General features: G+C 41.9%; 25 protein-coding genes and 1 other annotated feature. All 25 genes read right to left on the bottom strand.

Going from position 1 to position 25,145, the window contains the following annotated elements:
* Positions 1-15: 15 nt before the first annotated feature.
* The 25 genes from pyrR to ftsA all read right to left on the bottom strand — a co-directional run bounded on the left by pyrR (position 16) and on the right by ftsA (position 25,096).
* Positions 16-558: a bifunctional pyr operon transcriptional regulator/uracil phosphoribosyltransferase PyrR gene (pyrR, locus tag MHH41_RS07425; RefSeq protein WP_003211705.1), complete on the bottom strand. Its 543-nt coding sequence runs from the start codon at positions 556-558 to the stop codon at positions 16-18.
* 170 nt (positions 559-728) lie between these two features.
* On the bottom strand, positions 729-1,643 hold the full coding sequence (locus tag MHH41_RS07420) for an RluA family pseudouridine synthase (RefSeq protein WP_050945085.1): 915 nt from the start codon (positions 1,641-1,643) through the stop codon (positions 729-731).
* Positions 1,640-2,107 (bottom strand): signal peptidase II, encoded by a 468-nt coding sequence (lspA, locus tag MHH41_RS07415; protein ID WP_012009890.1) that lies wholly within the window; start codon positions 2,105-2,107, stop codon positions 1,640-1,642. The genes MHH41_RS07420 and lspA overlap by 4 nt, the downstream gene beginning before the upstream one ends.
* A gap of 94 nt (positions 2,108-2,201) precedes the next feature.
* A complete protein-coding gene (locus tag MHH41_RS07410) occupies positions 2,202-2,576 on the bottom strand; it encodes a TraR/DksA family transcriptional regulator (RefSeq protein ID WP_340866035.1) in 375 nt (124 codons plus the stop codon).
* Between the two features lie 160 nt (positions 2,577-2,736).
* A complete protein-coding gene (gene ileS / locus MHH41_RS07405) occupies positions 2,737-5,502 on the bottom strand; it encodes an isoleucine--tRNA ligase (protein WP_340866034.1) in 2,766 nt (921 codons plus the stop codon).
* A gap of 59 nt (positions 5,503-5,561) precedes the next feature.
* Positions 5,562-5,800: a binding site (T-box leader), on the bottom strand.
* A 59-nt stretch (positions 5,801-5,859) separates the two neighbouring features.
* Positions 5,860-6,354, bottom strand: coding sequence for a DivIVA domain-containing protein (locus tag MHH41_RS07400; RefSeq protein WP_003211323.1), 495 nt, complete (start codon positions 6,352-6,354; stop codon positions 5,860-5,862).
* 26 nt (positions 6,355-6,380) lie between these two features.
* On the bottom strand, positions 6,381-7,157 hold the full coding sequence (locus MHH41_RS07395) for a YlmH family RNA-binding protein (protein WP_212045842.1): 777 nt from the start codon (positions 7,155-7,157) through the stop codon (positions 6,381-6,383).
* Between the two features lie 53 nt (positions 7,158-7,210).
* Positions 7,211-7,492: a YggT family protein gene (locus MHH41_RS07390; protein ID WP_251191297.1), complete on the bottom strand. Its 282-nt coding sequence runs from the start codon at positions 7,490-7,492 to the stop codon at positions 7,211-7,213.
* A gap of 6 nt (positions 7,493-7,498) precedes the next feature.
* Positions 7,499-7,957 (bottom strand): cell division protein SepF, encoded by a 459-nt coding sequence (gene sepF, locus MHH41_RS07385; protein ID WP_003212271.1) that lies wholly within the window; start codon positions 7,955-7,957, stop codon positions 7,499-7,501.
* Between the two features lies 1 nt (position 7,958).
* Positions 7,959-8,648: a YggS family pyridoxal phosphate-dependent enzyme gene (locus MHH41_RS07380; protein WP_340866031.1), complete on the bottom strand. Its 690-nt coding sequence runs from the start codon at positions 8,646-8,648 to the stop codon at positions 7,959-7,961.
* Positions 8,649-8,654: 6 nt separating this feature from the next.
* A complete protein-coding gene (pgeF, locus tag MHH41_RS07375; RefSeq protein WP_335353064.1) occupies positions 8,655-9,518 on the bottom strand; it encodes a peptidoglycan editing factor PgeF in 864 nt (287 codons plus the stop codon).
* A gap of 212 nt (positions 9,519-9,730) precedes the next feature.
* Positions 9,731-9,967, bottom strand: coding sequence for a YlmC/YmxH family sporulation protein (locus MHH41_RS07370; protein ID WP_008344958.1), 237 nt, complete (start codon positions 9,965-9,967; stop codon positions 9,731-9,733).
* A gap of 79 nt (positions 9,968-10,046) precedes the next feature.
* Entirely contained in the window at positions 10,047-10,823 is a 777-nt protein-coding gene (locus tag MHH41_RS07365; RefSeq protein WP_034620040.1) for an ABC transporter ATP-binding protein, read from the bottom strand.
* Between the two features lie 130 nt (positions 10,824-10,953).
* Positions 10,954-11,310: a PTS glucitol/sorbitol transporter subunit IIA gene (locus MHH41_RS07360; protein ID WP_007499733.1), complete on the bottom strand. Its 357-nt coding sequence runs from the start codon at positions 11,308-11,310 to the stop codon at positions 10,954-10,956.
* Between the two features lie 26 nt (positions 11,311-11,336).
* On the bottom strand, positions 11,337-12,347 hold the full coding sequence (gene srlE / locus MHH41_RS07355; protein ID WP_050945092.1) for a PTS glucitol/sorbitol transporter subunit IIB: 1,011 nt from the start codon (positions 12,345-12,347) through the stop codon (positions 11,337-11,339).
* A 13-nt stretch (positions 12,348-12,360) separates the two neighbouring features.
* A complete protein-coding gene (srlA, locus tag MHH41_RS07350; RefSeq protein WP_003210918.1) occupies positions 12,361-12,891 on the bottom strand; it encodes a PTS glucitol/sorbitol transporter subunit IIC in 531 nt (176 codons plus the stop codon).
* A gap of 18 nt (positions 12,892-12,909) precedes the next feature.
* Entirely contained in the window at positions 12,910-13,341 is a 432-nt protein-coding gene (locus MHH41_RS07345; RefSeq protein ID WP_003212289.1) for a transcriptional regulator GutM, read from the bottom strand.
* A gap of 12 nt (positions 13,342-13,353) precedes the next feature.
* Positions 13,354-14,598, bottom strand: coding sequence for an NAD(P)H-dependent oxidoreductase (locus tag MHH41_RS07340; protein ID WP_003212501.1), 1,245 nt, complete (start codon positions 14,596-14,598; stop codon positions 13,354-13,356).
* Between the two features lie 243 nt (positions 14,599-14,841).
* Positions 14,842-15,780, bottom strand: a complete 939-nt coding sequence (locus tag MHH41_RS07335) for a sugar-binding transcriptional regulator (protein WP_050945093.1) — start codon at positions 15,778-15,780, stop codon at positions 14,842-14,844.
* A gap of 151 nt (positions 15,781-15,931) precedes the next feature.
* A complete protein-coding gene (gene sigG, locus MHH41_RS07330; RefSeq protein ID WP_003211879.1) occupies positions 15,932-16,711 on the bottom strand; it encodes an RNA polymerase sporulation sigma factor SigG in 780 nt (259 codons plus the stop codon).
* Between the two features lie 143 nt (positions 16,712-16,854).
* Positions 16,855-17,574 (bottom strand): RNA polymerase sporulation sigma factor SigE, encoded by a 720-nt coding sequence (gene sigE, locus MHH41_RS07325; protein ID WP_003211142.1) that lies wholly within the window; start codon positions 17,572-17,574, stop codon positions 16,855-16,857.
* Positions 17,575-17,632: 58 nt separating this feature from the next.
* Positions 17,633-18,562 carry a sigma-E processing peptidase SpoIIGA gene (gene spoIIGA, locus MHH41_RS07320; protein WP_003211533.1) on the bottom strand — a complete coding sequence of 310 codons (930 nt, stop codon included), beginning with the start codon at positions 18,560-18,562 and terminating at the stop codon, positions 17,633-17,635.
* 237 nt (positions 18,563-18,799) lie between these two features.
* Positions 18,800-22,303, bottom strand: coding sequence for a S8 family serine peptidase (locus tag MHH41_RS07315; protein ID WP_340866028.1), 3,504 nt, complete (start codon positions 22,301-22,303; stop codon positions 18,800-18,802).
* 291 nt (positions 22,304-22,594) lie between these two features.
* Positions 22,595-23,740: a cell division protein FtsZ gene (gene ftsZ, locus MHH41_RS07310; protein ID WP_003211613.1), complete on the bottom strand. Its 1,146-nt coding sequence runs from the start codon at positions 23,738-23,740 to the stop codon at positions 22,595-22,597.
* Between the two features lie 33 nt (positions 23,741-23,773).
* A complete protein-coding gene (gene ftsA / locus MHH41_RS07305) occupies positions 23,774-25,096 on the bottom strand; it encodes a cell division protein FtsA (RefSeq protein WP_050945096.1) in 1,323 nt (440 codons plus the stop codon).
* Positions 25,097-25,145 lie beyond the last annotated feature (49 nt).

Raw genomic sequence — 25,145 nt, 5'->3', positions numbered from 1 at the left:
ATGCATTTAAAAAGGTTATTTTTCATATATAGCGACAAGGTCGTTTTGATCTACTTCATTCAGTTGAACCATAACTGTCTCTGCTTTTGATGTCGGAATGTTCTTCCCGATATAATCCGCTCGAATCGGTAGCTCCCGGTGTCCCCGGTCGACGAGAACAGCAAGCTGAATGGAAGATGGTCTTCCTACATCCACAAGGGCATCCATGGCTGCTCTGACGGTTCTGCCTGTAAACAGGACATCGTCAACGACAATCAGTGTTTTGTCATTAATGTCAGCTGGAATGTCTGCACCCTTCACAAGCGGGTCTTGGTTCTCTGTCTTTTTTGTCAGGTCATCACGGTATAGCGTAATATCAAGTTCACCCACTATGACTGGATTTCCTTCAATTTGCTCGATGCGCTCTGCAAGGCGCTTTGCAAGATGAATACCTCTAGTCTTGATCCCCGCAAGGATGACATCTTTCATCCCTTTGTTGCGCTCAATCATTTCATGTGCAATTCGGGTAAGCGCTCGTCTGATCGCTTGTTCATCAAGAATGACTGCTTTTTGTTCCATCTTTTACACCTCTTTTTGACAAATAAAAAGCCCCTTCTGCAAAGGGCAGAGAGGGGCGTTCATTTGTGCATACACGTGCACAAATTGATCCGTTATCCTTCTCAGCCTCTCTGGACTGTTTTAAAGAATCTTCATATCTTCGTTCATTATTTCAAAAAAAGAACGGCCTGTCAATCGTTATTTCTTAATGAATCTATAAAAGCTTGCATATCAGCAGGAACTGGTGCTGTGAACTCGATATATTCGCCTGTTCTTGGATGATCAAATCCTAAAACACCTGCATGAAGCAGCTGACCATTGAAATCGACTGTCTTTCTCGGTCCATATTTCGGATCTCCTGCAAGCGGATAGCCGATATATTTCATATGAACACGAATTTGGTGTGTTCTTCCTGTTTCAAGTCGGCACTCCACCACCGTGAAATCCTGAAAGCGTTCAATCACATCAAAGTGAGTGACGGCTTGTTTTGCACTTTCTTTTGTGACCGTCATGCTTTGGCGGTCTTTTTTGTCTCTGCCAATTGGGGCATCAATTGTGCCGGTATCATGCTGAATGATGCCATGGACAACGGCCGTATATTTTCTTGTGACAGTTTTAGCCACAAGCTGATTGACGAGTGATTCATGCGCCATATCGTTTTTCGCGACCATTAACAGCCCAGACGTATCTTTATCAATACGATGGACAATTCCAGGACGCATCACACCATTAATCCCTGATAAGTCCGTGCAATGTGCCATCAGGCCATTTACAAGCGTTCCTGACACGTGACCTGGTGCTGGATGAACGACCATTCCTCGTGGTTTATTCACCACTAGCACATCTGCATCTTCATAATAAATATCAAGATCCATTGGTTCTGCTTCTACATCTAGTACTTCTGGTTCTGGAATCTCGACTTTAATCTGATCTCCAGCTTGTACTTTGTAATTGGCTTTCACTTGTTTCCCGTTTACTTCGATCAGCCCATCCTTTACCCACTGCTGGACCTGGGTTCTTGACCATTCTGGTTCTGTCGTGCTTAGAAATTTATCAAGCCGTTCACTCGTTTGTTCTTCTGAAACGGCAATATTTACTTGATTCATGTAGTTGACTCCTTCGTTTTCTTTCCATCTAACAGCATTTGAATGAAGAGCAGAATAACTCCTACACATAGAGAAGAATCTGCAATATTAAAGATTGGGTAGTGATAATTCCCAAAGACGAAATGAGCAAAATCAACCACTTCCTGACGGAAAACACGGTCGATAAAGTTTCCAATCGCTCCGCCAAGCATTAATGCCAGTGCAACTCCAAGCAGCTTGTCCTTTTGCCCATGCTTTTGCAAATAATAAACAATTCCCGCAATAACAACGAGTGTGATCACATAGAAAAACCACATTTGTCCTTGGAGAATTCCCCATGCGGCTCCTGAATTTCGGTGAGACGTGATATAAAAGAAACCATCAATCACCGGATAAGAATCTCCGAGCATCATATTTTTGACAATGAGCCATTTTGTTAATTGATCTAAACAAATCATCACGAATGCGATTATGTAATAGAACACACACGTTCCTCCATCTTCATACTTTGATCTTTATGCATTTTATCAAGAAAACAGGAAGGAGTAAAGAAACTTTAGTTGACAGACAAAAACCTCCCTACATGTGGAAGGCTTCAAAATGAGAATCATCTGATTCATGAGGATAAGGAGTGAATGCTTTTTTCTCGTATTGCTTATGATATAAAAAGTCGTCAGCCGTGCGGGCGGTAGGAAGAATACTCATTTGTTCAAGCGGAATGACATCACCTGTCGCCTCACATATACCAAAGGTTCCTTGCTCAATTTTTGCAATAGCGAGAGTCACATCTTGCAGCTCTTCTTTGATGTGATAAAGAAGCGTGGCCGTTTGGACCTCGTTCATTGAGACATGCTCAGCGGGTGAACGAAATGATGCGTATTCAAACAGTTTAGCTTGCAGCTCTTCTTTCATTTGAAGGAGTTCCGTGTAAATCGTCTCTAGATCGCCATTCATGTCGCTATTTCAACTCCTGCCCTGTCGTGATAATCATATTGTTGCCCCGGCTGTCCACTTTAAAGCCATAAGATTTTTCCTTTCGTTCTAAACGCTGTCATTTCCGCAAAAAAGAAAACGCCCCGCATATGGCGGGGCGCTAGTTGGTCATATCACACTGTTAATTCTGGTAATATTTTTCCACGATTTCAGCATTTTTCAGTGACAATGTTGGGTATTTCGGATTTGCACCAACATCTTTTGAAATAATACGAGAACGTTCGCATAGTTCTCCTTCTGCTTTTTGAACCAAAATTCTTCCTGAAGTGTATTCAGGTGCTGATGTGTCAGCATTTTGCTCATCTTCTACCGTTAATTCAGAGATGATAAAGAGCTGCTTCACATCTTCTTTAATGGATGCAAGAAGGTTTTTCACTTCTTCTGTCGCATAAAGGGTCAAACTTGCTTCAAGAGAACGTCCGATGACTTTCTCGTTACGCGCAATTTCGAGCGCTTTTAGCACATCGTCACGCACTTCCATAAAGCGGTCAAACTTCGCTTCTGTCGCTTCCGCTTGAGAAACAGCCACACCTTCTGGCATATCTGTTAACTGAACACTTGGCTCTTCAACAAAGCTTAAGTGGCTCCATAATTCATCTGTTGTATGCGGAAGAATTGGTGCAGTCAGCTTCACTAATGCCATTAATGTTTCGTAGAAGACCGTCTGCATGCTACGGCGGTCTGGATGATCCGCATGCTCAATGTACACGACATCCTTTGCAAAGTCGAGATAGAAAGAGCTTAGCTCAATTGTACAGAAATTGTGAATCGCATGATACACGACCGCAAATTCGTAATCATCATAAGCCTTTTTCACTTTATCAATCAATTTGTTTAATTTGATCAAGATATATTGATCCACTTCGCGAAGCTCTTCTACAGGTACTGCATTGACTGCTGGATCAAAGTCAAATAGGTTACCGTGCAGGAAGCGGAACGTGTTACGGATTTTACGATAGACCTCTGCTACTTGTTTTAAGATATCATCAGACACCGGGTGATCGGCTTGATAGTTAACAGAAGATACCCAAAGTCTAAGAATTTCAGCACCTAGTTGTTTAGCTACTTTGGCAGGTTCAATGGTATTTCCTAAAGATTTACTCATTTTACGTCCTTCTTTATCCAAAGTCATTCCATGGCTAACCACTCCTTTGTAAGGTGCTTTTCCTGTGATAGCTACAGAAGTAGATAAAGATGAGTTGAACCAGCCGCGATATTGGTCAGATCCTTCAAGGTAAAGGTCTGCTGGACGGACAAGGTCCTCTCTTTCTTCTAAAACGGCTTGGTGAGAAGAACCGGAATCAAACCATACATCCATGATATCCTGCTCTTTTGTGAATTCACCGTTCGGGCTACCTGGATGTGTAAAGCCTTCTGGCAAGAGCTCTTTCGCTTCTTTTTCAAACCAAATATTCGAGCCATGTTCTCTAAATAATTGAGAGACATGCTGAATTGTTTCATCTGTGATGATTGGCTCACCATTTTCGGCATAAAAGACCGGAATTGGAACGCCCCATACACGCTGTCTTGAAATGCACCAGTCACCTCTGTCACGCACCATATTGAATAGGCGTGTCTCGCCCCATGCTGGCACCCATTTCGTTTCTTTAATATTGTCTAGTAGCGCTTCTCTAAAGTCTTTAATCGATGCAAACCACTGAGCGGTTGCACGATAAATCGTTGGTTTTTTCGTTCTCCAGTCATGCGGGTAGGAGTGCGTGATAAAGTCGAGCTTTTTCAGGGCGCCTTTTGCTTCAAGCTGTTCTGTGATGGCTTTATTGGCATCCTCGTAGAATAGTCCTTCAAAACCAGGTGCTTCGTCTGTCATGACACCTTTTTCATCTACTGGACATAGCACATCAAGACCGTATTTCATACTCACATTAAAGTCATCTTCCCCGTGACCTGGTGCTGTGTGAACACAGCCTGTACCTGCATCCGTTGTCACGTGGTCACCAAGCATCACAAGGGAATCTCTACCATAGATCGGATGCTCTGCAACGACGTTATCTAATTCTTTTCCTTTTAATGTTTTCACGACTTCATACTCTTCAAAGCCAAGCGTTTTTGCCACTTGTTCAACAAGCTCAGATGCGACAACATATCGCTCAGCACCTACTTGAAGAACACTGTACTCTAGGTTTGGATGAACACAAATACCAAGGTTTGCAGGAAGTGTCCAAGGTGTTGTTGTCCAGATGATGAATTGTTCGCCGTTTTCAAGTACGCCTTTTCCATCTTTCACTTTAAATGAAACGTAAATGGATGGTGAACGTTTGTCTTTATATTCAATTTCCGCTTCAGCAAGAGCTGACTCACTTGAAGGAGACCAGTTAACAGGCTTTAGTCCTTTGTAAATATAGCCTCTCTTCGCCATTTCTCCGAAGACAAGAATTTGCTGCGCTTCATACTCAGGCTTTAACGTGACATATGGATTGTCCCAGTCTGCTCTGACGCCTAATCGCTTAAATTGATTGCGCTGACCCTCGATTTGCTTCCATGCATACTCCTCGCATAGTTTGCGGAATTCAGCTGTCGACATTTCTTTACGTTTGACTTTTTTATTTTTAGTGAGTGCTGTTTCAATTGGTAAGCCGTGTGTATCCCAGCCCGGTACGTACGGTGCGTGGAACCCATTCATTGATTTAAAACGGACAATAAAATCTTTTAGGATTTTATTGAGTGCGTGCCCCATATGAATGTCACCATTCGCATATGGAGGTCCATCATGCAAAATAAAGGTCGGGCGTCCTTTTGTCCGCTCTAAAACCATTTGATAGATGTCTTTTTCTGCCCACTCCTCTTGGATTTCAGGCTCTTTGTTCGGCAAGTTCCCTCTCATTGGGAATTCTGTTTTCGGCATTAATAAGGTGTCTTTGTAGTTCATACCCATTCCTCCATATGCAAATTCTGATTAAAAAACAATAAAAAAAGCCCTCTCATCCCATAAGGGACGAGAAGGCTTGTCTCGCGGTACCACCCTTTTAGACAAGCGCTATTTAATCAGCCGCTTATCCACTCTAAAATCGTAACGTGATCAGACGCCTTTTCTTACTCATTCTTTTCAGAAAAGGAACTAAAGGGGTGATCTCATTGCAGCGTCTCGTAATGTCAGGCTTCCACCATCCCTGATTCGCTTTATTACGCATATGACAACTGCGAGTGTCCCTTTCAAACGTTTATCTCTTGTTAATTTATGATGGTATTATATGCAACTTGTACACGTCATGTCAAGATGATGCGCTTATTCTTTTTCGTCAAAGACAGCGTCAACTTCATATTCCAGTAAATGATCCCAATCGTCATTTTTTAGAAGATCAAGCTGAGCTTCGATGAGCATTTGGAAGCGAGTTCTAAAGACCTTCGACTGCTTCTTCAGCTCTTCGATTTCCATCGCAATCTTTCTTGATTTAGATAGCGCTTCGTTAATAATACGATCGGCATTTTTCTCCGCTTCACGAATAATCAATTTCGCTTCTTTATCAGAATGACGTTTGACGTCTTCTGCTGCTTCCTGCGCCACAAGAATTGATTTGTTTAATGTCTCTTCAATTGTTGCAAAATGACCTAATCTTTCGTCAAGCTCGTTTACTTTTTCTTCGAGTTCATTCTTTTTGCGAAGCACGATTTCGTAATCTTTACGTACTTGGCTTAAAAACTCGTTTACTTCATCTTCGTCATAGCCGCGAAAACTTTTTGTGAACGTTTTATTATGAATATCATTAGGTGTTAATGGCAACCTCGCCACCTCCAGATTCAAGTTCGTTATGTCAGAAGCTCAAATGTTACTTTAAATTTATCTTTTTTGGTCTTCCCATCAATCGTTTTGAGGCTAAAGCGGCCGAATCCCCTAACAGAGAGCTGATCGCCTTCGCCGATTGTAAAGGAAGGGTCCTCAGTGACTTTCCAGTTAACTTTGACAAGCCCATTTTTGACCAAAAGCTGTGCTTTTTGCCGAGACTGACGGCTGATTGCAGCACATACCGCATCAAGCCGCAGTGAAGAAATCGTATCTTCTTTGATGTCAGTCTTGCTCTTAACCGGCTTTAAATCTGCCTGCGTGATTTCCTCTAATGAAACGGAGGCTCTGCCGACATGCGTCAGCTGCGCCCGAACAAAATCGGCGACATCACTCGTACAAATAAACTGCACATCTTCCTCTGAAAATAACAAATCTCCAAATTTTTGGCGCTTCAAGCCTGTCCCAATCAGTGAACCAAGGAGCTTCGGGTGTTCTAACGAAATAAACTTTTTCGCATAGTTCACCTGAAAATAAGAGAGCTCAGCATCCTGAGTAGCCGGTTGTAAATATTCGGGATAAATGAGCGCTCTTTTGCGCTCCGCTCCCTCATAACCGCCAAAAAACATGATCCCAAGCTCATCAGCATGCTGGATGACGGACTCGGTAATAAACTGCTCACGCGGATCAAGAAAGTCTGTTAATTTCATTCGATACTGGTCGAGTGCGATTTTTTTCCAGCCTAACACTTGGTCGACAAATGGCTGTTCGTCTTTTCTAAAATGTTGATAAATATCGCTCATTTTGTTCCCCTCTTATGTAAAAGAGCCTGGCAGCGCCAAGCCCGGCAGCCTGTCTACATGAAGCGTGCAATCATATTGTAAAGACCAGTTAGTCCATATGTTGATGCAAAACGAATCACAAGCAATGCCACAATTGGCGAGATGTCAATCATGCCAATTGGCGGAATAATTTTACGAAATGGTTCTAAATATGGTTCGCAAATATTTGTCAGAAAACGCCCAATTGCTGTTTCTCTTGCTGATGGCACCCATGACATAAAGATGTAAATAATAATCGCGAATGAGTAAATCGTTAATACAGTCTGTAAAAGCTGGAAAATGTAATTTAGAATCACTATGATTTACCACCTCTGAGGTTCTTCCTCTGTCAAAAGTTCTGATATTGTGCCAGATACATCTACATTATCAGGTGTACAGAGGAATATATTCGAGCCAATACGCTGGATATCTCCACCGATTGCATATACAGTGCCGCTTAAGAAGTCGATGATTCGCTTTGCTTGATCGTGCTGAATGCGCTGCAAATTGACGACGACTGCACGTCTGTTTTTAATATGGTCTGCAATCTCCTGCGCTTCTGCATAAACACGCGGCTCACTTAACACCACTTTAGAGGATTTCTGCACGCTTTGCAAGCTGACGACATTTTGTTTTCCTGTCTGCGGACGCTCTTGAAATGCCGCTTTGTCCTTTGTTCCTTTTTCTTCTTGGACTGGTTCTCTTTCTTCATCAATATATTCGTACTCATACTCTTCATCGTCGAGAGTGAAAAAGCTTTTAAACTTATTTTTTATGCTCATGTCACGCACCTCCTGTTTCATTTCCAACAAGTGAAGAGCCAATCCGAACGAATGTCGCACCTTCTTCAATTGCGATTTCAAAATCATTTGACATGCCCATCGATAAATGCTGACAAGGTGCATTTACTTGGTTAAGATGTTTTACTTCTTCTTGAAGGTTTTTTAATGTTTTAAAGCAGTTTCGTATCACAGTGTGATCATCTGTAAATGGAGCCATCGTCATCAGTCCAGCAATTTCAATGTGTTTGAAATCAGCGAGCTGCTTGACAAATGGGATCACGTCTTCACTTTGCAAGCCATGTTTTGACTCCTCCAGCGATGTGTTCACCTGTACAAAACAGCGAACCGTGTGATCCGCTCTTTTTTCAATTTCATTCGCAAGAGAGATCCTGTCGAGCGAATGTAAGTAGTCAATGGTCTGAATGACAGATTTTACTTTTCGTGTTTGTAAACTGCCGATGAAGTGCCAGCTAATGCTTTCATCGGTTATAGCCGCTTGTTTTTCAAGTAACCCTTGGTCACGATTTTCACCAAAATGCAAAATTCCTGCTTCCTTGGCTTCTTGTGCTCGTTCAATTGAGACATATTTTGTGACAGCGACGACTGATATATCGTCTGGGTTCCGGTCGGCTCTTTTACATGCTTCGTTTATTTGTTCATTTATTTGTCTGAGATTCTCTCGTACATTCAATTGCTCTTATGCCTCCTTAAACCCGACAAAAGACATCATACGTCCTGTTTTTCCTTGATCACGCCGGTGTGAGAAGAATAGCTGATCATTACAGCTTGTGCACATCGAACTGACATGTATGTTTTCTTCTTTCATCCCTGCATGTAGCAATACGTTTTTGTTTAATGTTTTTAAGTCTAATTTATATTGTCCTTGTGATATCTCGGAATACACATCCTCTGTAGAAAAGGGAAGCTGTTTCACTTGATTCAAGACCACATCATCAACTATGTAGCAACAGCTGCCAATGGATGGTCCAATGACGACTTGTATTTGATCGGTCTTAGCACCTTCTTGGTTGACCCATAGATCTACCATTTTTGCACCAATTTGTTTGACGGTTCCTTTCCATCCGGCATGGGCTGTTCCGATGAGGCCATGTTGCGGAGCTAGAAAATAAAGCGGAACACAATCGGCGAAACAAAGAGCGAGCATGATGTTCGGTTCAGACGTATATAAGCCGTCTGTTCCAGGCAGTGCCTCATGATAATGAAGACTTCCTCTTCCTCTTTGCTCCTTGGTGACTTTCTTGATGCGGTCCTCGTGTGTTTGGTCTGCAAACACCCAATCAGAGAGCGGCACAGCAGTAGCATCTGCTATGACTTGACGATTCATTTGGACACTAGAAGCATCATCTCCTACATGGAGTCCAGTGTTCAATGATTGATATGGAGAAAGGCTGAAGCCGCCATTTTTTGTCGTAAATCCGGCTAATACCTCTTTACCAGAACATGTCATGTTCGTCCAATCATGAATCACCATTGCATAAGGTGATTTCTGCTGAAAGGGGTCATAATTGTGTGTCAAAGCTGCCTCCCACCTTTCATTCATCTCTCTTTATATCGCTCCTATTTTACCACAAGACATGCGTAGACAGTTAGTGGGATTCATTAAATATTACACTCAAATGTGCCCTTTCTACAGGTTTTTTTGCAAATTGATATGAAAACGTAATCTTTTTACCCGAAAAAGACATTGTTTGCTGAGAATGGAGAGCTTATGTTAAGGATCATTAAATGATTCATTGAGGAGTTATACGAATTTTAAGAAGACAATCGGACAAGTATCACATCTTCGCCAATTTTTACTATATTTCGCCACGGGACAATCATTTCCTCTTCTTTTCCGAAAAATCCCATCATTTTACCTGTACCGCCGATAATGATTGCTTGTATTTTACCACTCGTAACATTGATATCAATGTCCCCAATGGTGCCTAGTTTTTTTCCGCTGGACACATCGACAACATCCTTGATTTGGAATTCAGAAATACTGATCATCTGTCCTTCCCCGCCTTTCGTTTTCTACTATAATATGTATGATGGAAAAGCAGGGACGCAGACCAATAGTTTCTTTTATCTACAATTTACTTAAATGAGGACGGCCATTTCTCCACATCACATCTACCGGACATTCAAAGAAGGAAGAAAGCAAGTCGCTTGTCATCATCTCTTTTGTTTTCCCTTGATCAAAAACAGTCCCATCTTTTAATAATAAGGTGTGCTGAAAAACAGGCAAAATCTCTTCTGCATGATGGGTCGTGTAAAGCAAAGTAGGCGCATCAGGCTTTGAAGCAATGAATGAGATGGTCTCCAGCACCTGTTCTCTTGCTAAAAAATCAAGACCTGTCACAGGCTCATCTAAAATCAGGAGCTTGGGATCATTCATTAAAGCCCTCGCAATCAGGACTTTCTGCTTTTCTCCTTGCGAGAGTGTTTCATATGTCCGGTTTGCATATTTGAACGAACCAAATGCTTTTAATAGATCAATGGCTTTCTCCCTTATCTCATCTGTCGGGGTTTCATAAAGCCCGATAGAGGCAAATGCCCCGCTGAGAACAATTTCAAATGCATTGTCGTCTCTGTGCAGTTTCTTTTCAAGTCCCGCAGAAATGAGGCCAATTTTCTTCCTGAGCTTTTCGCCAAGAGCCTCCTTGCCAAAGATATGTCCCAGCACGGTCATCTCACCTGATGTAGGGAAATAATATGAGCAGAGCATATTTAATAAAGCGGTTTTCCCCGCACCATTTAAACCGTAAAGCACCCAGTGCTCCTCTTTGTTCACATGCCAGTCAACAGACTGAAGCAGCCATTTTCCATTTCGTTTTAATGAAACATTCTTCAATTCAAGTGACACCATCATTTCCCCCTGAGTAAAAATTCTGAATAAACAAATAATGAATGTTTACAGCATATCGCAATTGCTCTTTCTGGTAAACCTCACATAAAAAAAGCTGCTCCTTCTACGGAACAGCTTTTCTTCATAGCTACGAAATTTCAATTCGTACGCCTTCTTTTATATCAGGAAACGTGTGCGGGGATGCAAAGACAGCTCCCGGTAATACATCATCAAACGGCTCTTGGAAGTAGATCGAAATATGGCCGAGTTCTTTAAAGTTGTCATTTGCTTTATTGCCGAGGGCTGTGATCGTGTACGTTTGATCGCCCACTTGAATGGTACCGCCCAGTTTCAACGGCTCTTCTTCTAAATGTTCGAACTCATGAATGACGGACATATCTCTTAATTCCTGCGGCGCTGCGGGTCCAAATAAAACAATCAGCTTATCTTCTTTAAATTGCGGGACTAAGATCCCGATTTCTTTTACGACAGATTGTGTGACCATGTATATCGATTCCTCCTTTAATACGTTTAATACATACCGAAGCTGGCAGCGTATGCGATCACAACAGATAGAACCCCTGTAATGAGACGGCTATACAAAACAGCTGGTACTCCATATTGTACCGTTTCCGGCTTCGCTTCACCAAGTGACAGACCCACTGGAATGAAATCACACCCTACTTGACCGTTGATGGCAAATAGTGCAGGAAGTGCAAATTGAGGCGGGATATTTCCTAGTGCAATTTGACTACCAATGAGAACACCGATTACTTGTGCAATGACTGCACCAGGTCCTAAGACAGGTGATAGGAATGGCAATGTACAGACCACAACGAGCAGTAAGAGTCCCCATATAGATCCTGCCAATGGTGATAGAAAATGGGCAATCAAGTCACCAATTTTTGTATAATTGATAATTCCAATTAACATACTGACAAATGCCATGAATGGAATAATGTTTTTCAAAAGCATATCAACGGAATCACGGCCAGCCTGGTAGAACGTACCGGTAACTTTCCCAATTCCTCTTGAGAACCTCATCAGGAAATTACCTTTTTCCTGACGCTCGAGATTTTCCTCTTTCAGTTTTGAATAGGTTTCTTTGAAATTCTCCTTGTCAATCGGCTCACTGTTTTCCTGACCTTCTACTTTTTCCTCACCACTTGATGCATCCGCAAAGGAAATATCTTTTTCTGTGACGCCAGATACGAAGATATCCTCTGTAATATGTTTTGCAAGCGGTCCAGAAGGAGAGGATGCCAAAACGTCTACAGTTGGAATGCGCTTCATTGGATAAAGTCCGATTCGTGCGGTTCCTCCGCAGTCAATGACAACACACATCATTTCATCTTCTGGTATCGAGTTTTTAAAGCCGTCACATGCTTCTGTCCCTGTCATTTCTGCAATTTTACGTGCAACTGGGTGAATGCCTCCCCCTGTAATGGAAACAACCTTTCTTTTTTTACCGGTTGGTTCAAGCTCCAAGCCTTCTCCCCATCCGCCAGCACCTTTTGCAACAAATACTTTGTGGTTTGTCATGTCTAACCCTCCCCTATTGTGAATTCGCTTTCATTTTTCCTGCTAAGTACTTTGTAATCCATTCAGTAATAATACCGCGAAGTAAAATGACGACGATCCCGACTAAGAAGTACCGTACAGCAAGCTCTGACATTGAGTATCCTGCTTCTTTAATACCGTTCGCAATCCCTAAGTAGACAAACAGTTCTCCTGCGTTGGCATACGGAAACAGTGATGTCACCGGATGAACAAATGAAACAGCTGAATCATAGAATGCTGGTTTTTGTTTTTCGGGTAAGAAGCGGCCAAACGTATAAGCCATCGGGTTTGTCAAAATAAGAACGGATAAGATCGGCATTAACGTGTAGCGCAAAATGGTATATTTCGCAGCAAACTGAATCGCTCTATTCACTCGCTCTTCTCCAATAAACTTCATGACAGCATAAGTGAAAGTAAGTAACACAACAAGCGTTGGAACGATACCTGTAACAAGACCCATGAATTGCTTTCCGCCGGCTTCAAACATTCCGATAAAGTGCTCTCCAAACCATTGAATCCATTCCATGTTTCATCTCCCCTTTCTTTAGTTCACATTTGTTATATTTTTTTTCGAAATCGAGACAAGTGCCTGTTCAGCCGCCATGGAAAGTGCGTGCATGACAGCTGGCCCCTTTTTGCGTTTTTTCAACGTCTGCTTCATCATATGGTGCTCATCTAACACAGCCCCTACATGCTTTCCTTCATATGAAGGGACTTCTTTAAATTTAGATAAGATCGACACACCGCCAAGCACATGGCATTTTTGAATGATATACGATTCATCTACAATGATGAGCGCAATGGCTCCAGGGCCAACTTTGCGCCGCTCCATTCCTGAAAATAAGTGATAGCCCTGCTTCCCTCTGTAATCATCAATAAGTGAATCCATGCTCTTGCGGTAGTACTTGATTTGAATAAAAGATAACCCGTACTGCACAATGAGAATGATACAAAGTACGATCGCTAATTTTTCCACAGCTTCACGTCCTTATGATTGAAATAAATGATCTTGTAATGATCGCAGCTTCCAGACCGTTGTGTTTGAATCAAGCTCTACATCATCATGAGTTAGGAATTGTCCTAATTTGATGTCTTTTTTCGCTACGACTTTTCCGCTAATTAAACCAATTGGAATGTGGCCGTTCGTTTTCATGTCTTGATGTGTTTCAAGAACACCTCTTACAGAGTATCCGCCAATCCCGTCAAGTGATTCTCCAGCTTTAATATCTCTTTTTGCCACAGCGACTGTTTCTGATACTGGTACACCAATTGGGTGAATGGATGAATCATGCTGTAAGACCGCTTTTGCGATGGTAACAGGTGTTTCAAGACTCGCTAAGTGGAAAGGACGGTAAAGTGTGTAGTGTGGGCCTTTTCCAACTTTTAAGTAGCGCAGCTCTTCATCTACTGGCTCAAGGTCACTCTTCACGATGACAAATACACCTGGTGCAAGTCCATTTACATATTCAACGACTCCGAAGTTGTCGAGCACGCCGCCTTGCTGTTTTTGATTCAATTTATCTGCTACATTTTCTAAATTGGCTTCGACTCCGTGCATACCGACTTTATCTGGCAGAAGCCCTGTCGCGTTACTTAATAAGTTCATTTCCGCCATTGTTTTTGTTCCGTCCTGGAATGCAGCCAGCATATGTGAACTCATATGTTTACTATCTGCTTCTGCTTGACACGTATCTGGATTTGCTTCTGGGAAGAATGGGTTGTTCTTTCCTTTCCCTGCAACGAGTACCTCAAGACCCATTGTTTTCGCAAATTCATATAATTCTAGTGTTGCTGCTGGTTCGTCTCCAGCTGATCCTGAGTAAACAAGTCCTGCATTTGTGAATAACTTATGCATGACCAACCCGATGGTAATATCAACTTCTACATTTAAAAGAACGAGATGTTTTTTTGAATTAAGCGCTTCCAAAGAAATGTTTGCTCCGACCTCTGGGACACCTGTTGCATCTACGACAACTTCTACGGAATCTGATTGAATCACTTCTCTGTAATCATTTGTGACAACCATTTGATGCGGCTTTGCATGCTGCTTGTAAAAATTCGCTGCCTTCTCTGCTGCACTAAGGTGAATATCACAAACACCAGCAACAATCATGCCTGGAATTTTAGAAATTTGTGAAATGAGTCCAAAGCCCATTTGGCCTGCTCCAATAATCCCTACTTTGATTGGATCTCCACTGCGTTCTCGAGCTAACAATTGTTGATAGATTGACATCTAAATCATCCTTTCAGGTTTTCTTGCTTCTCAATAGATTGCTAGAAATATAATCTGAAACTTTTAACAAATGTTATAAAAATTAACAAAAATCCGTTTATTGTAACATTTGTTATTTTGTTTATCATTTGTTATGAACTTAGTTTATATGATGTGTCAACTTTGTGTCAAGCTAAAATCGATAAAATTTTCAATCTTTTTGAGTCTAAAGACTCAAAAAAACTACCTAATGATATTAGGTAGTTACTTTAATAAGGCATCTCCAGTTCGTTCATCGGTAATTAATACATGAATTAATCCACCTGCTAATGCCGCCCGAATTGCTTCAATTTTCTCTTCGCCACCAGCGACACCTATGACAAGTGGAATTTCTTTTAGCTTTTGGGGGCTTATGCCCATCACCCGGTCGTTCCATGGGTGGGGATATACTTCCCCTTGATGATCAATAAAGTTATAGCAAATGTCACCTGCTACATCCTTTGCTTGAAGGATGTCCTCTTCACCGCTTGTCATATAAGATTTCACCATCGTTGAATGCTGCGGAACACCACCAATTCCGACAACCGCGATATTTGATGATTCTCCTAGTTCAATCACTTTTTTGATTGACGGCTGCCGGATCAGTACATCTTTCGCTTCTTTCGTATCAAGCATGACAGGTACATGTAAAAACTCACATTTAGATTTGAGCGCCTCTGTGCATCTCGCAATAATATAGTTGGCGTGGATATCGACATCTTCATTTCCCACACCTCCGACAAGCGGAACAAATGTCACGGATGGATAGTGCTGAACAGACGTAACCGCTTTCGCCATCTCATGCAGCGTTGTCCCAGAGGAAAACCCAATAACTTGTCCATCCTTCATCACTTTTAATAAAAAGCTTGCCGCCGCGGCACCGATTCGGCTTTTGGTTGTGTCTTTGCTGAGTGTTTCCACACAGACGACTTCTCGGAGCCCATATTTACGTTCTATTTTTCTTTCTAACGATCCATACTGTTGGTTGACTTCATCATGAATAATGATTTCCACGATTCCTGCTTCACGTGCTTTTGCCAAATATTTCGATATGAGCGAACGGCTAACCCCAACCGCTTCTGCAATGTTAGATTGAGTGGCGCCTTCTTCATAATACATATGCGCAACCTTAATGAGCAGCCTTCTTTCATCATGGAATGTCATAATAACCCTTCTTTCCGCTTAAGTGTTCCCTAACAAATGCTATCTAAAATAACATTTGTTAAAAACAGATTAAATGAAAAAAATAACAGAGTCAATACTAGAGGAGTGTTCTCTCATAAGAATGAAAAAAGCCGCACATGAAGCGGCGGCTTTAAAAGATGTTTTTATTCATTTGTTTAATGGCTGCTTTTTCAAGCCTAGAGACTTGTGCTTGAGAAATCCCGATCTCTTCGGCAACTTCCATTTGCGTTTTGCCCTGGAAGAAGCGTTTGCGAAGAATCATTTTTTCCCTGTCGTTCAACCTACGCATGCCCTCTTTTAAGGCCAATTCTTCCACCCATTGTGTGTCTTTGTTCCGTTCATCACTAATTTGATCCATCACATAAATCGGATCTCCTCCGTCATTATAGATCGGTTCAAACAAAGATACAGGATCTTGAATTGCATCTAGGGCAAAGACAATTTCCTCATGAGGCACTTCCAGCACTTTGGCAATGTCTTCTGCTGTTGGCTCCTTGCTTGTCTCACTAATCAGCCTCTCACGGACCTGAAGTGCCTTATAGGCAATATCTCTTAGCGAGCGAGACACCCGAATCGGGTTGTTATCACGCAAGTATCGACGGATTTCTCCTATGATCATAGGAACCGCATAAGTTGAAAATCTGACATTGTGGCTTAAATCAAAATTATCAATTGATTTCATTAATCCGATACAGCCTACTTGGAAGAGATCGTCGACATATTCGCCTCTGTTGTTAAAACGCTGAATCACACTTAAAACCAACCGTAAATTGCCATTGACTAGCTTTTCTCTTGCTGTATCGTCACCCTCATCTTGCAGCTGTCTGAACAATTTTCTCATCTCGTCGTTTTTCAGAACAGGCAGCTTGGAGGTGTCGACTCCGCAGATTTCCACTTTATTTCTGGACACTTTTTTCCCTCCCTACAGGAGCTGTTGTACAAAGTTCAGTATCTCCTTGGGATGGAAAAATATGCACGAGCGATGACGAGAATCATGAAAAAAAAGGTTGTTTCCTTTGACAGTGCAGGGACAGAGCTTTTTTAAAATAATTTTTAGACCATTTTATTAAATTCTTTTTGTAATCGTTTAATAATTCTTTTTTCAAGCCTCGAAATATAAGACTGTGAAATCCCAAGCATGTCAGCGACATCTTTTTGGGTTTTTTCCTCACCACCAATTAAGCCAAATCTTAGTTCCATGATCTGCTTTTCGCGGTCATTTAATTGTTCGAGCGCTTTTTTCAGCAATTTTTTATCCACATTTGCTTCAATATCGCGTGTGATAATATCATCATCTGTTCCAAGTACGTCTGATAAAAGCAGTTCATTTCCGTCCCAATCAATGTTGAGCGGCTCATCAAACGAAACTTCTGACCGGATTTTATTATTTCGACGTAAGTACATCAAAATCTCATTTTCAATACATCTCGAAGCATATGTTGCAAGCTTGATCTTTTTTTCTGGGTTAAATGTATTGACTGCTTTGATCAGACCAATGGTTCCGATACTGATTAAATCCTCAATATTAATACCTGTGTTTTCAAATTTTCTTGCGATGTAAACGACTAAACGCAAATTTCTTTCAATCAGAATCGCTCTTGCGGTTTGATCTCCCTTTGGTAATTTGACAAGCAGCTCCTGCTCTTCATCCTTTGATAATGGAGGCGGGAGCGCTTCACTTCCACCAATATAATAAATTTCATCACTCTTTAGACCTAGCTTCATGAGGAGTTTATACCAGTAGTAAGTGAGTTTAAATTTTAATTTTTTCATCTTCTTCTCCCTTCTAAATGTCAAGTTGACCTCGTAAGATAAAAGACATCACCAAAAACTACGACACCCCCTGGATGATTTTCCCGTCTAACATATCTGGATGAATGATGGATTGAAATTCCTGATCTGCCGATAAGCCGCTCAGACTCAACCCTACAAAACACTTAGCAGGCTGAATCATATGCGTCTTTGAATAAATGAAGACTGTATCTGGTTTTAGGCATAGTAGAAAGCCGTGATCATGACCGACCGCTCGATATGGAACAAGTCTTAATCGATCAAGAAGAGGAAATTGATCATCGATCTTTTGCATGACTTCAACAGGATGAGACTGTTTCATGAGCTCTATAAATGGCTCTCCGCAAATGGCCGTTAGCTGGTCGGCCTGGACGATCATGACAGGTGTTTTTGTCATAGGATCATACAGCTGGTTGCCAGAATCGACGAGTCCCTTTAAACGGATGGTCTCTCCATGAATGTGTATTTCCACAAGCACTTGTTCATCAACCTGTCTTTTTTTCGTACCCACCTCGCCTAATCTTTTCTTTGAAAACAGCCAAATCGCAGGAAACCCAGTTAAAACAAAAAGCCAGCTAATCGGATCACCAAAGCCATCATTTTGTGAAATCAGCAGGCCATCTTGAATCACTGTATTGGTTTGCAAAAATGAATGAACCCCAATCATGCCTCCTCCCATCAAAAATGTTACAAAGTAAAAAGCAAACAGATTTTGAAAAAAGGAACGAAATCTTTGAAAACCAAAGGTTGCAAGAACAATGAAGACAGAAAAAAGTAGTTTGCCTAAAGGGTGTGACACAACCATTGCAAATGGTGTAAAGAGCAAGAGAACAATGCTCGATCCAATGAGAGCTCCTAACATATATCGCCTTTTTTTTACTTGTCGTTTGAGAATAAATGCAGTGAGTAAGAGAAGCAATAGATCAAAACAAAAGTTTAACAGCCAAATCACATCTAAATAAATGACCACCTTCTGCTCCTTTCATCTGAAACAAAGAATCAAAAGCAGTACTTGCACTTGTTTGTACCAGTATAAAACAGTCATGAGATGGAAGTCTGTCAATTCTTGTTGGGGATGATAGAGAACTTTTGGTGGATTGTTATTGTTTTTGTCGAGGAATGAGAGAGAATATTCTTCTGGACAAGCCTTCAAACAATTGTTGAAAGAAAAAAGACACGCTCCAAGAAGTCGTGTCTTTTGTTTAAGTTACTTTTCATTGATGTTTAATGTACCTGAAGCTTTTTGTCTTGTGACATTTCCATAATCATCTCGCACAATTACTTCAATGACCGCACCTTTTGCTTTAGCGGTAGAAGTAGCAGTCCAGTAACCTTCATACGTTCCGCTCGATACTTCGCGAAGCGGCAGCTCTGTAGTATTTTGAAGCTTTGATCTCGCGTTTGTCAGCGGCATGTGAATGACAAACGTTGTGTCTAGCTTTTCTCTACTGTGAAATGAAATTTTAACAGACTCCCCTGATGCCAGATGGACATTCTCTGCTGGAGTCAGCTTAGAAATTTCAGGTGCCTCGTATTGAACATCGATCTTGATTTTTTTAGTCGTTTTGTTTCCTGCTGCATCTTTCGCTGTGACCTTGATCGTATTTTCTCCGTTCTCAAGCAGTATTCTTACGGAATACTTCCCTTCTTTTATGGTTGCCTTTTTTCCATTTACGGTGACTTGATCAAGATGATCATCTGTGACCTTTCCTTCTACAGTGAGCGATTCTTTATTCGTCTTTTCCCCTTTTTTCGGTGTATCGATAGTGAGCGCTGGCGCTGTTTGATCAATGATTACCTTTACTGGTGTAGATCGTTTTGTTGCACCTTTATCCGTAACAGTTGCAGCCGTGAATACATGCTCTCCACTTGAAACTGTGACCTTTTCTTTGAAGGCGCCTGACTGATCTGCTTTCACTTTGGCAATCTCTTCGTCGTTTTGATAGATCGCTACATCAAGCCCAGGAGAGGCTTTGCCTTCAATCTCCAGTTCATCTTTGTTCGTAATGACGCCTGCCTTTGGAGATGTAATCTCTGGCACATCTGCTTCATAGTCAACAAGCGCACGAATCATATAATTTCCCTCTTCTTTTGGAGAAGGAGAAAATGCACCGCTTGTCAGCTGCCAGCTTCTTTCAGCATTTGGTCCATCCTCATCAGTTGCAAGCCCTGGAGATTCCGTATTCTTTTTCGTTTGAATATAGACAAGATAGAAATCTCCATCCACCGTGATGGCTTGATCTTCTAAATCTACTTTTGTCCATTCCCCATTACGCAGCGCTTTTGCTTTTAGAGGTCCTGCCATTTTCTCCCCTGGAGCTCCGTTCTTCCCAGAAGCGTCATACACTTCAACTGCAAATTCATTCCCTCCAGGAGCTGGCCACTCTGCTGACCAGAAACGGAAAAGCCCTCCTGTGAGTTGCGCTTGTTTCTTCCCCTTTTCTAATGAAAACTTCACAGCCCAGCCATTGCCAGGATCATAGAAGGCTCTCGCATTTTCAGCTGTTCCATCATCGTAGCCAATTTCCCCAGCAAAGCCGATGAATGGCTCTAGCTGAATGTTTTTCCCAACTGGCTTTTCTGTCACATCTGCTGTAAAAGAATATCCTTTAAATCCTTTGGCAAATACTTTGACGGTATAGACACCGCTCAATGCCTCTAGAGAAAATTCGCCAGATTCATTTGTTTTCACCGGCTTAATTTTCGCATCCTCTACAAGATAAACCGTGGCATCCTTTATCTTTTCACCCGTTGTTTCGTTGGCAATTGTGCCAGATATCGTTCGTTTCTTTAGTGGCTGTAAGGCGAAATTCGCCTCTGCCGTTTTATTTGAAGAAATATGGACGGTTTGTGTGCGTGATTCAAATCCGTAAGCTTCCGCTTTCACTGTGAATTTTCCTGCACTGTGAGGAAGCTGATATCTCCCTGTCGCTTCATCTGTGTACGTTGACTTGCCGCTTTCAAGAACACTAATTTCCGCTTTCATTGGAAGAGCTTTGATGGACGGAGCAGCTAGATTTTTTTCCTTTTTCAATTCTTTTATGTTCGCAGGCTTCTTATGTGGGTGTAGCGCCTTATCTTTTTGAGGCAAGGCTTGATCTGTTATTTTCATATCACCTAAATGAACATCTTCGTTTGTCACCTGTCCTTCGATCATGCCAATTCCATCTGTTAATGCCGTAATCGCCTCTCTTGCATCAACTAAACCTGCCCCATAGCCATTGTTTGGGGATTCCGTGAATTGCTGATCAGTTAATGGCTTCGCTGTATCAATCAGAATTTGTTCAATCTCTTCAACAGAAAGATCTGACTGTACTTGGCGAAGAAGAGCCACAACAGCTGAGACATGCGGACCAGCCATCGACGTCCCATTCCAGCCATCCTCATACCCTTTCCCAGGAATGGATGAACGAATGTTTACCCCTGGGGCGGCAATGTCTGGTTTCATGACACCATATGGAGACGGACCTTGCAGCGAGAAAGACCCCAATTTGTTATCTTGATCCGTAGCACCCGTTGCAAAGACCTCTTGATAGTTCGCAGGATTCGCAATGGATCCTTCACCACCAGGGTTGAATAAATCGGTATTGCCAGCTGAAAACTCTGGGAAGATGTCCGCCGCTCTCCAAGTATTGACGACATCTTTATACCAATCATCAAGGCCAGGCCCACCTCCCCAAGAATTATTGACAACATCTGGTGCCTTTTCTGGATGCGGGTTGCCGGCCTCATCTTTTGGTGCTAAAATCCACTCACCTGCGTCAAGCAGATCAGCATCTGTACCACCATCTTCTGAGAAAGCTTTCACCGCAATCCATTTTGCGCCCGGTGCGACTCCGATTTGATTCTTTCCATCTGGCTCAGAGCCAACCATCGTTCCCGTTACATGTGTACCATGCTCTAAATCATCATATGGCGCTTCAGATCCTGTTGTAGCATCGTACCAATTGAATTCATGAGTTGGTTCATTCGGATGTGCTGGATCAAATCCGCGGTATTTTTCCTTTAAAGCAGGATGATCCCATTCCACTCCTGTATCAATACTTGCCACAACTGTACCAGTACCGTCATAACCTAAAGCCCACGCTTCTGGAGCATGAACTTGAGAAATGTTCCACTCGACTCCATCTACTGCTTTCATTTGTTTTTTCTGCTTCGTCTTCAAATCAACTGGCCGGTGAATTTGACGGGTTTCATTTGGCAGCACTTGATCTACTTCTGGAAAGGCAGCCACCTTTTCCATGACTTCTTTCGTTCCCGTCACCGCTAAACCATTCACAATATAGTACGAATGAATCTCCTTCACTTGCTTTTTCTTTTGTTCCTTTTGTAAATACGTAAGGAGCGCTTCCTGCGTCTTTTCAGACGTTGCTCTTAATTCGGATACGACAGCTGATCTTTTTGTGTATTGCGTTTTAGCCGCTGTTAATTTCTGTTTTTTGGCTTTGATCACCGCTTCCTTCGCCACATTTTGCGTATTTGTTTGCTCTTTCATTTTGATTAAAAAAGTCACCTGATCATCCTGCTGAAACTGCTTCATTAATCTAGATGAGATCTTTGCTTTTGTAGTCTTAGAGGAGACAGCTTCCTCCTGATATGAGGTAGAAGTCGATGTTGCTTGAACCGTCCCAAAGCTTGTCATCGTTAAAGTACCAATCACCAAAAGACTCATCAAACGATAGCCGGCGGTCTTGCGAAACTTCAATTTCAATCAAATCCCTCCTCCTCAAATGTCCAAACAGAGTATAGGTCCCACTCCTTTCCTTCTGTTGTTCATGACAAGATTCATGGTGTTCTATTTAATGTAGTCAAATAAAGTTCATCATTTTGTCGTTTTTTGTAAGAGGGAGTAAAAATGATTCTTTTTTCTTAAACACCATAAGTCAAATTACATATGGAAATTGAAGTAGCTTTCACGTATTTATGACTTTTTGATTAGAAACCCTTATAAGTTGAGACATAAAAAAACCCCTTCCAATGGAAGGGGTTAAGCTATACTCGATTAGCGTTTATTGCGGTTGCGTAAGAACGTTGGAATGTCTAGCGTATCATCACTTGATTGTGTATTTTGTCTTGGCTGAGATGATGGCTGTTGATGTTCTTCACGTTTTACTTCACGTTTTTGAGGAATGGATTGATTTTGCTTTAATCCTTGTCCTAATGGGTTTCTTTGTGATTTTGTCACTTCTGGTTCTTGCTCAATAAATCCAGTAGCGATCACAGTAACCACAATTTCATCCTTCAAGTTATCATTGATGACAGACCCGAAAATCATGTTTACATCTTCGTCAGATGCAGAAGCCACAATATCCGCCGCTTCTTGCACTTCATAAAGACTTAGGTTCGTTCCACCCGTAATGTTCATGATGACACCTTGAGCACCATCGATTGCTGTTTCTAGAAGTGGTGAGGAAATGGCTTTCTTCGCGGCTTCCGCAGCACGGTTTTCACCTGTTGCGACACCAATACCCATAAGAGCTGAACCTTTATTGGACATGATGGTTTTCACGTCAGCAAAGTCAAGGTTAATCAGACCTGGTGTTGCAATTAAATCTGAAATCCCTTGAACACCTTGTCTAAGCACGTTATCTGCCGCGCGGAATGCTTCCAGCATTGGCGTGTTTTTATCAACAATTTCCAGCAAGCGATCGTTTGGAATCACGATTAATGTGTCAACGGCTTCTTTCATAGAAGCAATTCCTTCAACTGCTTGAAGCTGACGCTTTCTTCCTTCAAATGTGAAAGGACGAGTCACAACTCCAACTGTCAATGCACCAGAATCTTTTGCGATTTTTGCAATGACAGGTGCAGCACCCGTACCAGTTCCACCGCCCATACCAGCTGTAACGAAGACCATGTCTGCGCCTTTTAATACTTCTTCAATCTGCTCTTTGCTTTCCTCAGCAGCTTTTTTACCGACTTCAGGATTCGCACCTGCTCCAAGCCCTCTTGTCAGCTTAGCACCGATTTGCATTTTAGTTTCTGCTTTTGATAGATTTAACGCCTGTGCATCAGTATTGACTGCAATAAAATCGACACCTTGTACGTCATTTTCAATCATTCGGTTGACAGCGTTATTCCCGCCGCCACCTACTCCGATTACTTTAATTGATGCTAGGCCGTCTATATTTGTTTCAAACTCCAACATGCTGAATCCTCCTAATCCGTCGAAAATCTAATTCTATTCCCAGAACATATTAAATAGTTTTTTCATTTTGCCCGGTTTTTTATTTGTCTCTTGTTGTGCTTGTTGTTTTACTTTCGGTCTTGGCTGCGCTTCTTTCACTTGTGGTGCAGAAGAAACCGGCTCCATGGATGCGCCTACTTCATGAAACGCCTCATCTGGCATTTGGAATCCAACTTGTCTGCCCTGAATCTTTGCATTGCGATAAGCAAAGTGGATCAGACCCACTCCTGTCATATATTGAGGCTCTCTCACCCCGATATAATTCGGACTTGCAATCCTGACATTGTTTTGCAAGACTGTTTGTGCAAGAGAAAGGATACCTGGAATGGCTGCCTGTCCACCTGTTAGAACGAATCCACCAGGCAAATCATGGACACCCATATTTCTTAATTCCTCTGCCACAAAGAGCAGGATTTCTTCCAGCCGCGCTTCAATAATGTTAGCCGCATCAATTTGTGTATACGTTTGTTTTTGATCAGTACCGATCACAGAAACTTCAAATGTCTCCTCAGTCGATGCCTCATCATAAAACGCATGCCCAAATTGTTTTTTGATTCGTTCAGCTTCTTCAGTGGAAGTTCTAAGTCCTATAGACAAATCTTTTGTTATGTTCTCTCCGCCCAAAGGGATACTGTGAGTAGAATAGAGATGCCCGTTTTCAAATACGGAAATCGTTGTAGATCCGCCGCCAATATCGACAAGAGCTACCCCAAGATTTTTTTCATCTTTCGATAATGCTGCCGAGCCCGATGCGAGTGGCTGCAAGCATATATCCAGTATTTCAATTCCAGCTCTTTCTACACATCGGAGCCAGTTATGTAGAATCGTTTTAGAACCTGTAATTAACGATCCTTCCACCTCTAGCCGAACACCAAGCATTTTTTTCGGATCTGTGATCTCATCTCTTCCGTCGACGATAAATTGTCTCGGAATCACGTCTACGACGAGATGTTCTTGAGGAATAGATACTACTTGTGCAGCATCTAAGACACGTCTCACATCTTCAGCATGTATTTCTTTGTTTTCACTAGATACTGCGACTACGCCGCTCGTATTCTGAATATGAATGTGGTTTCCGTTAATTCCGACAATCGCCTTTTGTAAAGGAAAACCTACCATTCTCTCAGCCTGTTCAAATGCTTGTCTAATAGAATGAACTGTCTCATCTATATCAACAATCGATCCTTTTTTTAACCCCTCTGAAGGGACATTTCCAACACCTATAATGTTAAGCGAATCATCCGCCATTTCTCCGACGATGACTTTTATATTGGATGTACCGATGTCAAGGCTGACGTAAATTTCATTGTTGTTCATTCTATGGCACCTCCTCACATATCAATACTTTCTATTCTATTATTTGCTG

This window comes from Bacillus sp. FSL K6-1145, from assembly GCF_038003425.1.
GTDB lineage: Bacteria > Bacillota > Bacilli > Bacillales > Bacillaceae > Bacillus > Bacillus pumilus.
The sequence above is the reverse complement of the archived record's forward strand: the minus strand, read 5'-3'. Positions and strand labels throughout refer to the sequence as shown.

Coding starts and splice junctions, on each gene's coding strand:
- MHH41_RS07340 (WP_003212501.1), bottom strand. CDS start 14,598: ATGTCAATCTATCAACAATTGTTAGCTCGAGAACGCAGTGGAGATCCA.
- srlE (WP_050945092.1), bottom strand. CDS start 12,347: ATGACAAACCACAAAGTATTTGTTGCAAAAGGTGCTGGCGGATGGGGA.
- pyrR (WP_003211705.1), bottom strand. CDS start 558: ATGGAACAAAAAGCAGTCATTCTTGATGAACAAGCGATCAGACGAGCG.
- pgeF (WP_335353064.1), bottom strand. CDS start 9,518: ATGAATGAAAGGTGGGAGGCAGCTTTGACACACAATTATGACCCCTTT.
- MHH41_RS07370 (WP_008344958.1), bottom strand. CDS start 9,967: ATGATCAGTATTTCTGAATTCCAAATCAAGGATGTTGTCGATGTGTCC.
- ftsA (WP_050945096.1), bottom strand. CDS start 25,096: ATGAACAACAATGAAATTTACGTCAGCCTTGACATCGGTACATCCAAT.
- MHH41_RS07395 (WP_212045842.1), bottom strand. CDS start 7,157: ATGAGCGATATTTATCAACATTTTAGAAAAGACGAACAGCCATTTGTC.
- MHH41_RS07335 (WP_050945093.1), bottom strand. CDS start 15,780: ATGACATTCCATGATGAAAGAAGGCTGCTCATTAAGGTTGCGCATATG.
- ftsZ (WP_003211613.1), bottom strand. CDS start 23,740: ATGTTGGAGTTTGAAACAAATATAGACGGCCTAGCATCAATTAAAGTA.
- MHH41_RS07410 (WP_340866035.1), bottom strand. CDS start 2,576: ATGAATGGCGATCTAGAGACGATTTACACGGAACTCCTTCAAATGAAA.
- sigE (WP_003211142.1), bottom strand. CDS start 17,574: ATGAAAAAATTAAAATTTAAACTCACTTACTACTGGTATAAACTCCTC.
- MHH41_RS07420 (WP_050945085.1), bottom strand. CDS start 1,643: ATGAATCAAGTAAATATTGCCGTTTCAGAAGAACAAACGAGTGAACGG.
- MHH41_RS07360 (WP_007499733.1), bottom strand. CDS start 11,310: ATGGTCACACAATCTGTCGTAAAAGAAATCGGGATCTTAGTCCCGCAA.
- ileS (WP_340866034.1), bottom strand. CDS start 5,502: ATGAACTACAAAGACACCTTATTAATGCCGAAAACAGAATTCCCAATG.
- sepF (WP_003212271.1), bottom strand. CDS start 7,957: ATGAGCATAAAAAATAAGTTTAAAAGCTTTTTCACTCTCGACGATGAA.
- srlA (WP_003210918.1), bottom strand. CDS start 12,891: ATGGAATGGATTCAATGGTTTGGAGAGCACTTTATCGGAATGTTTGAA.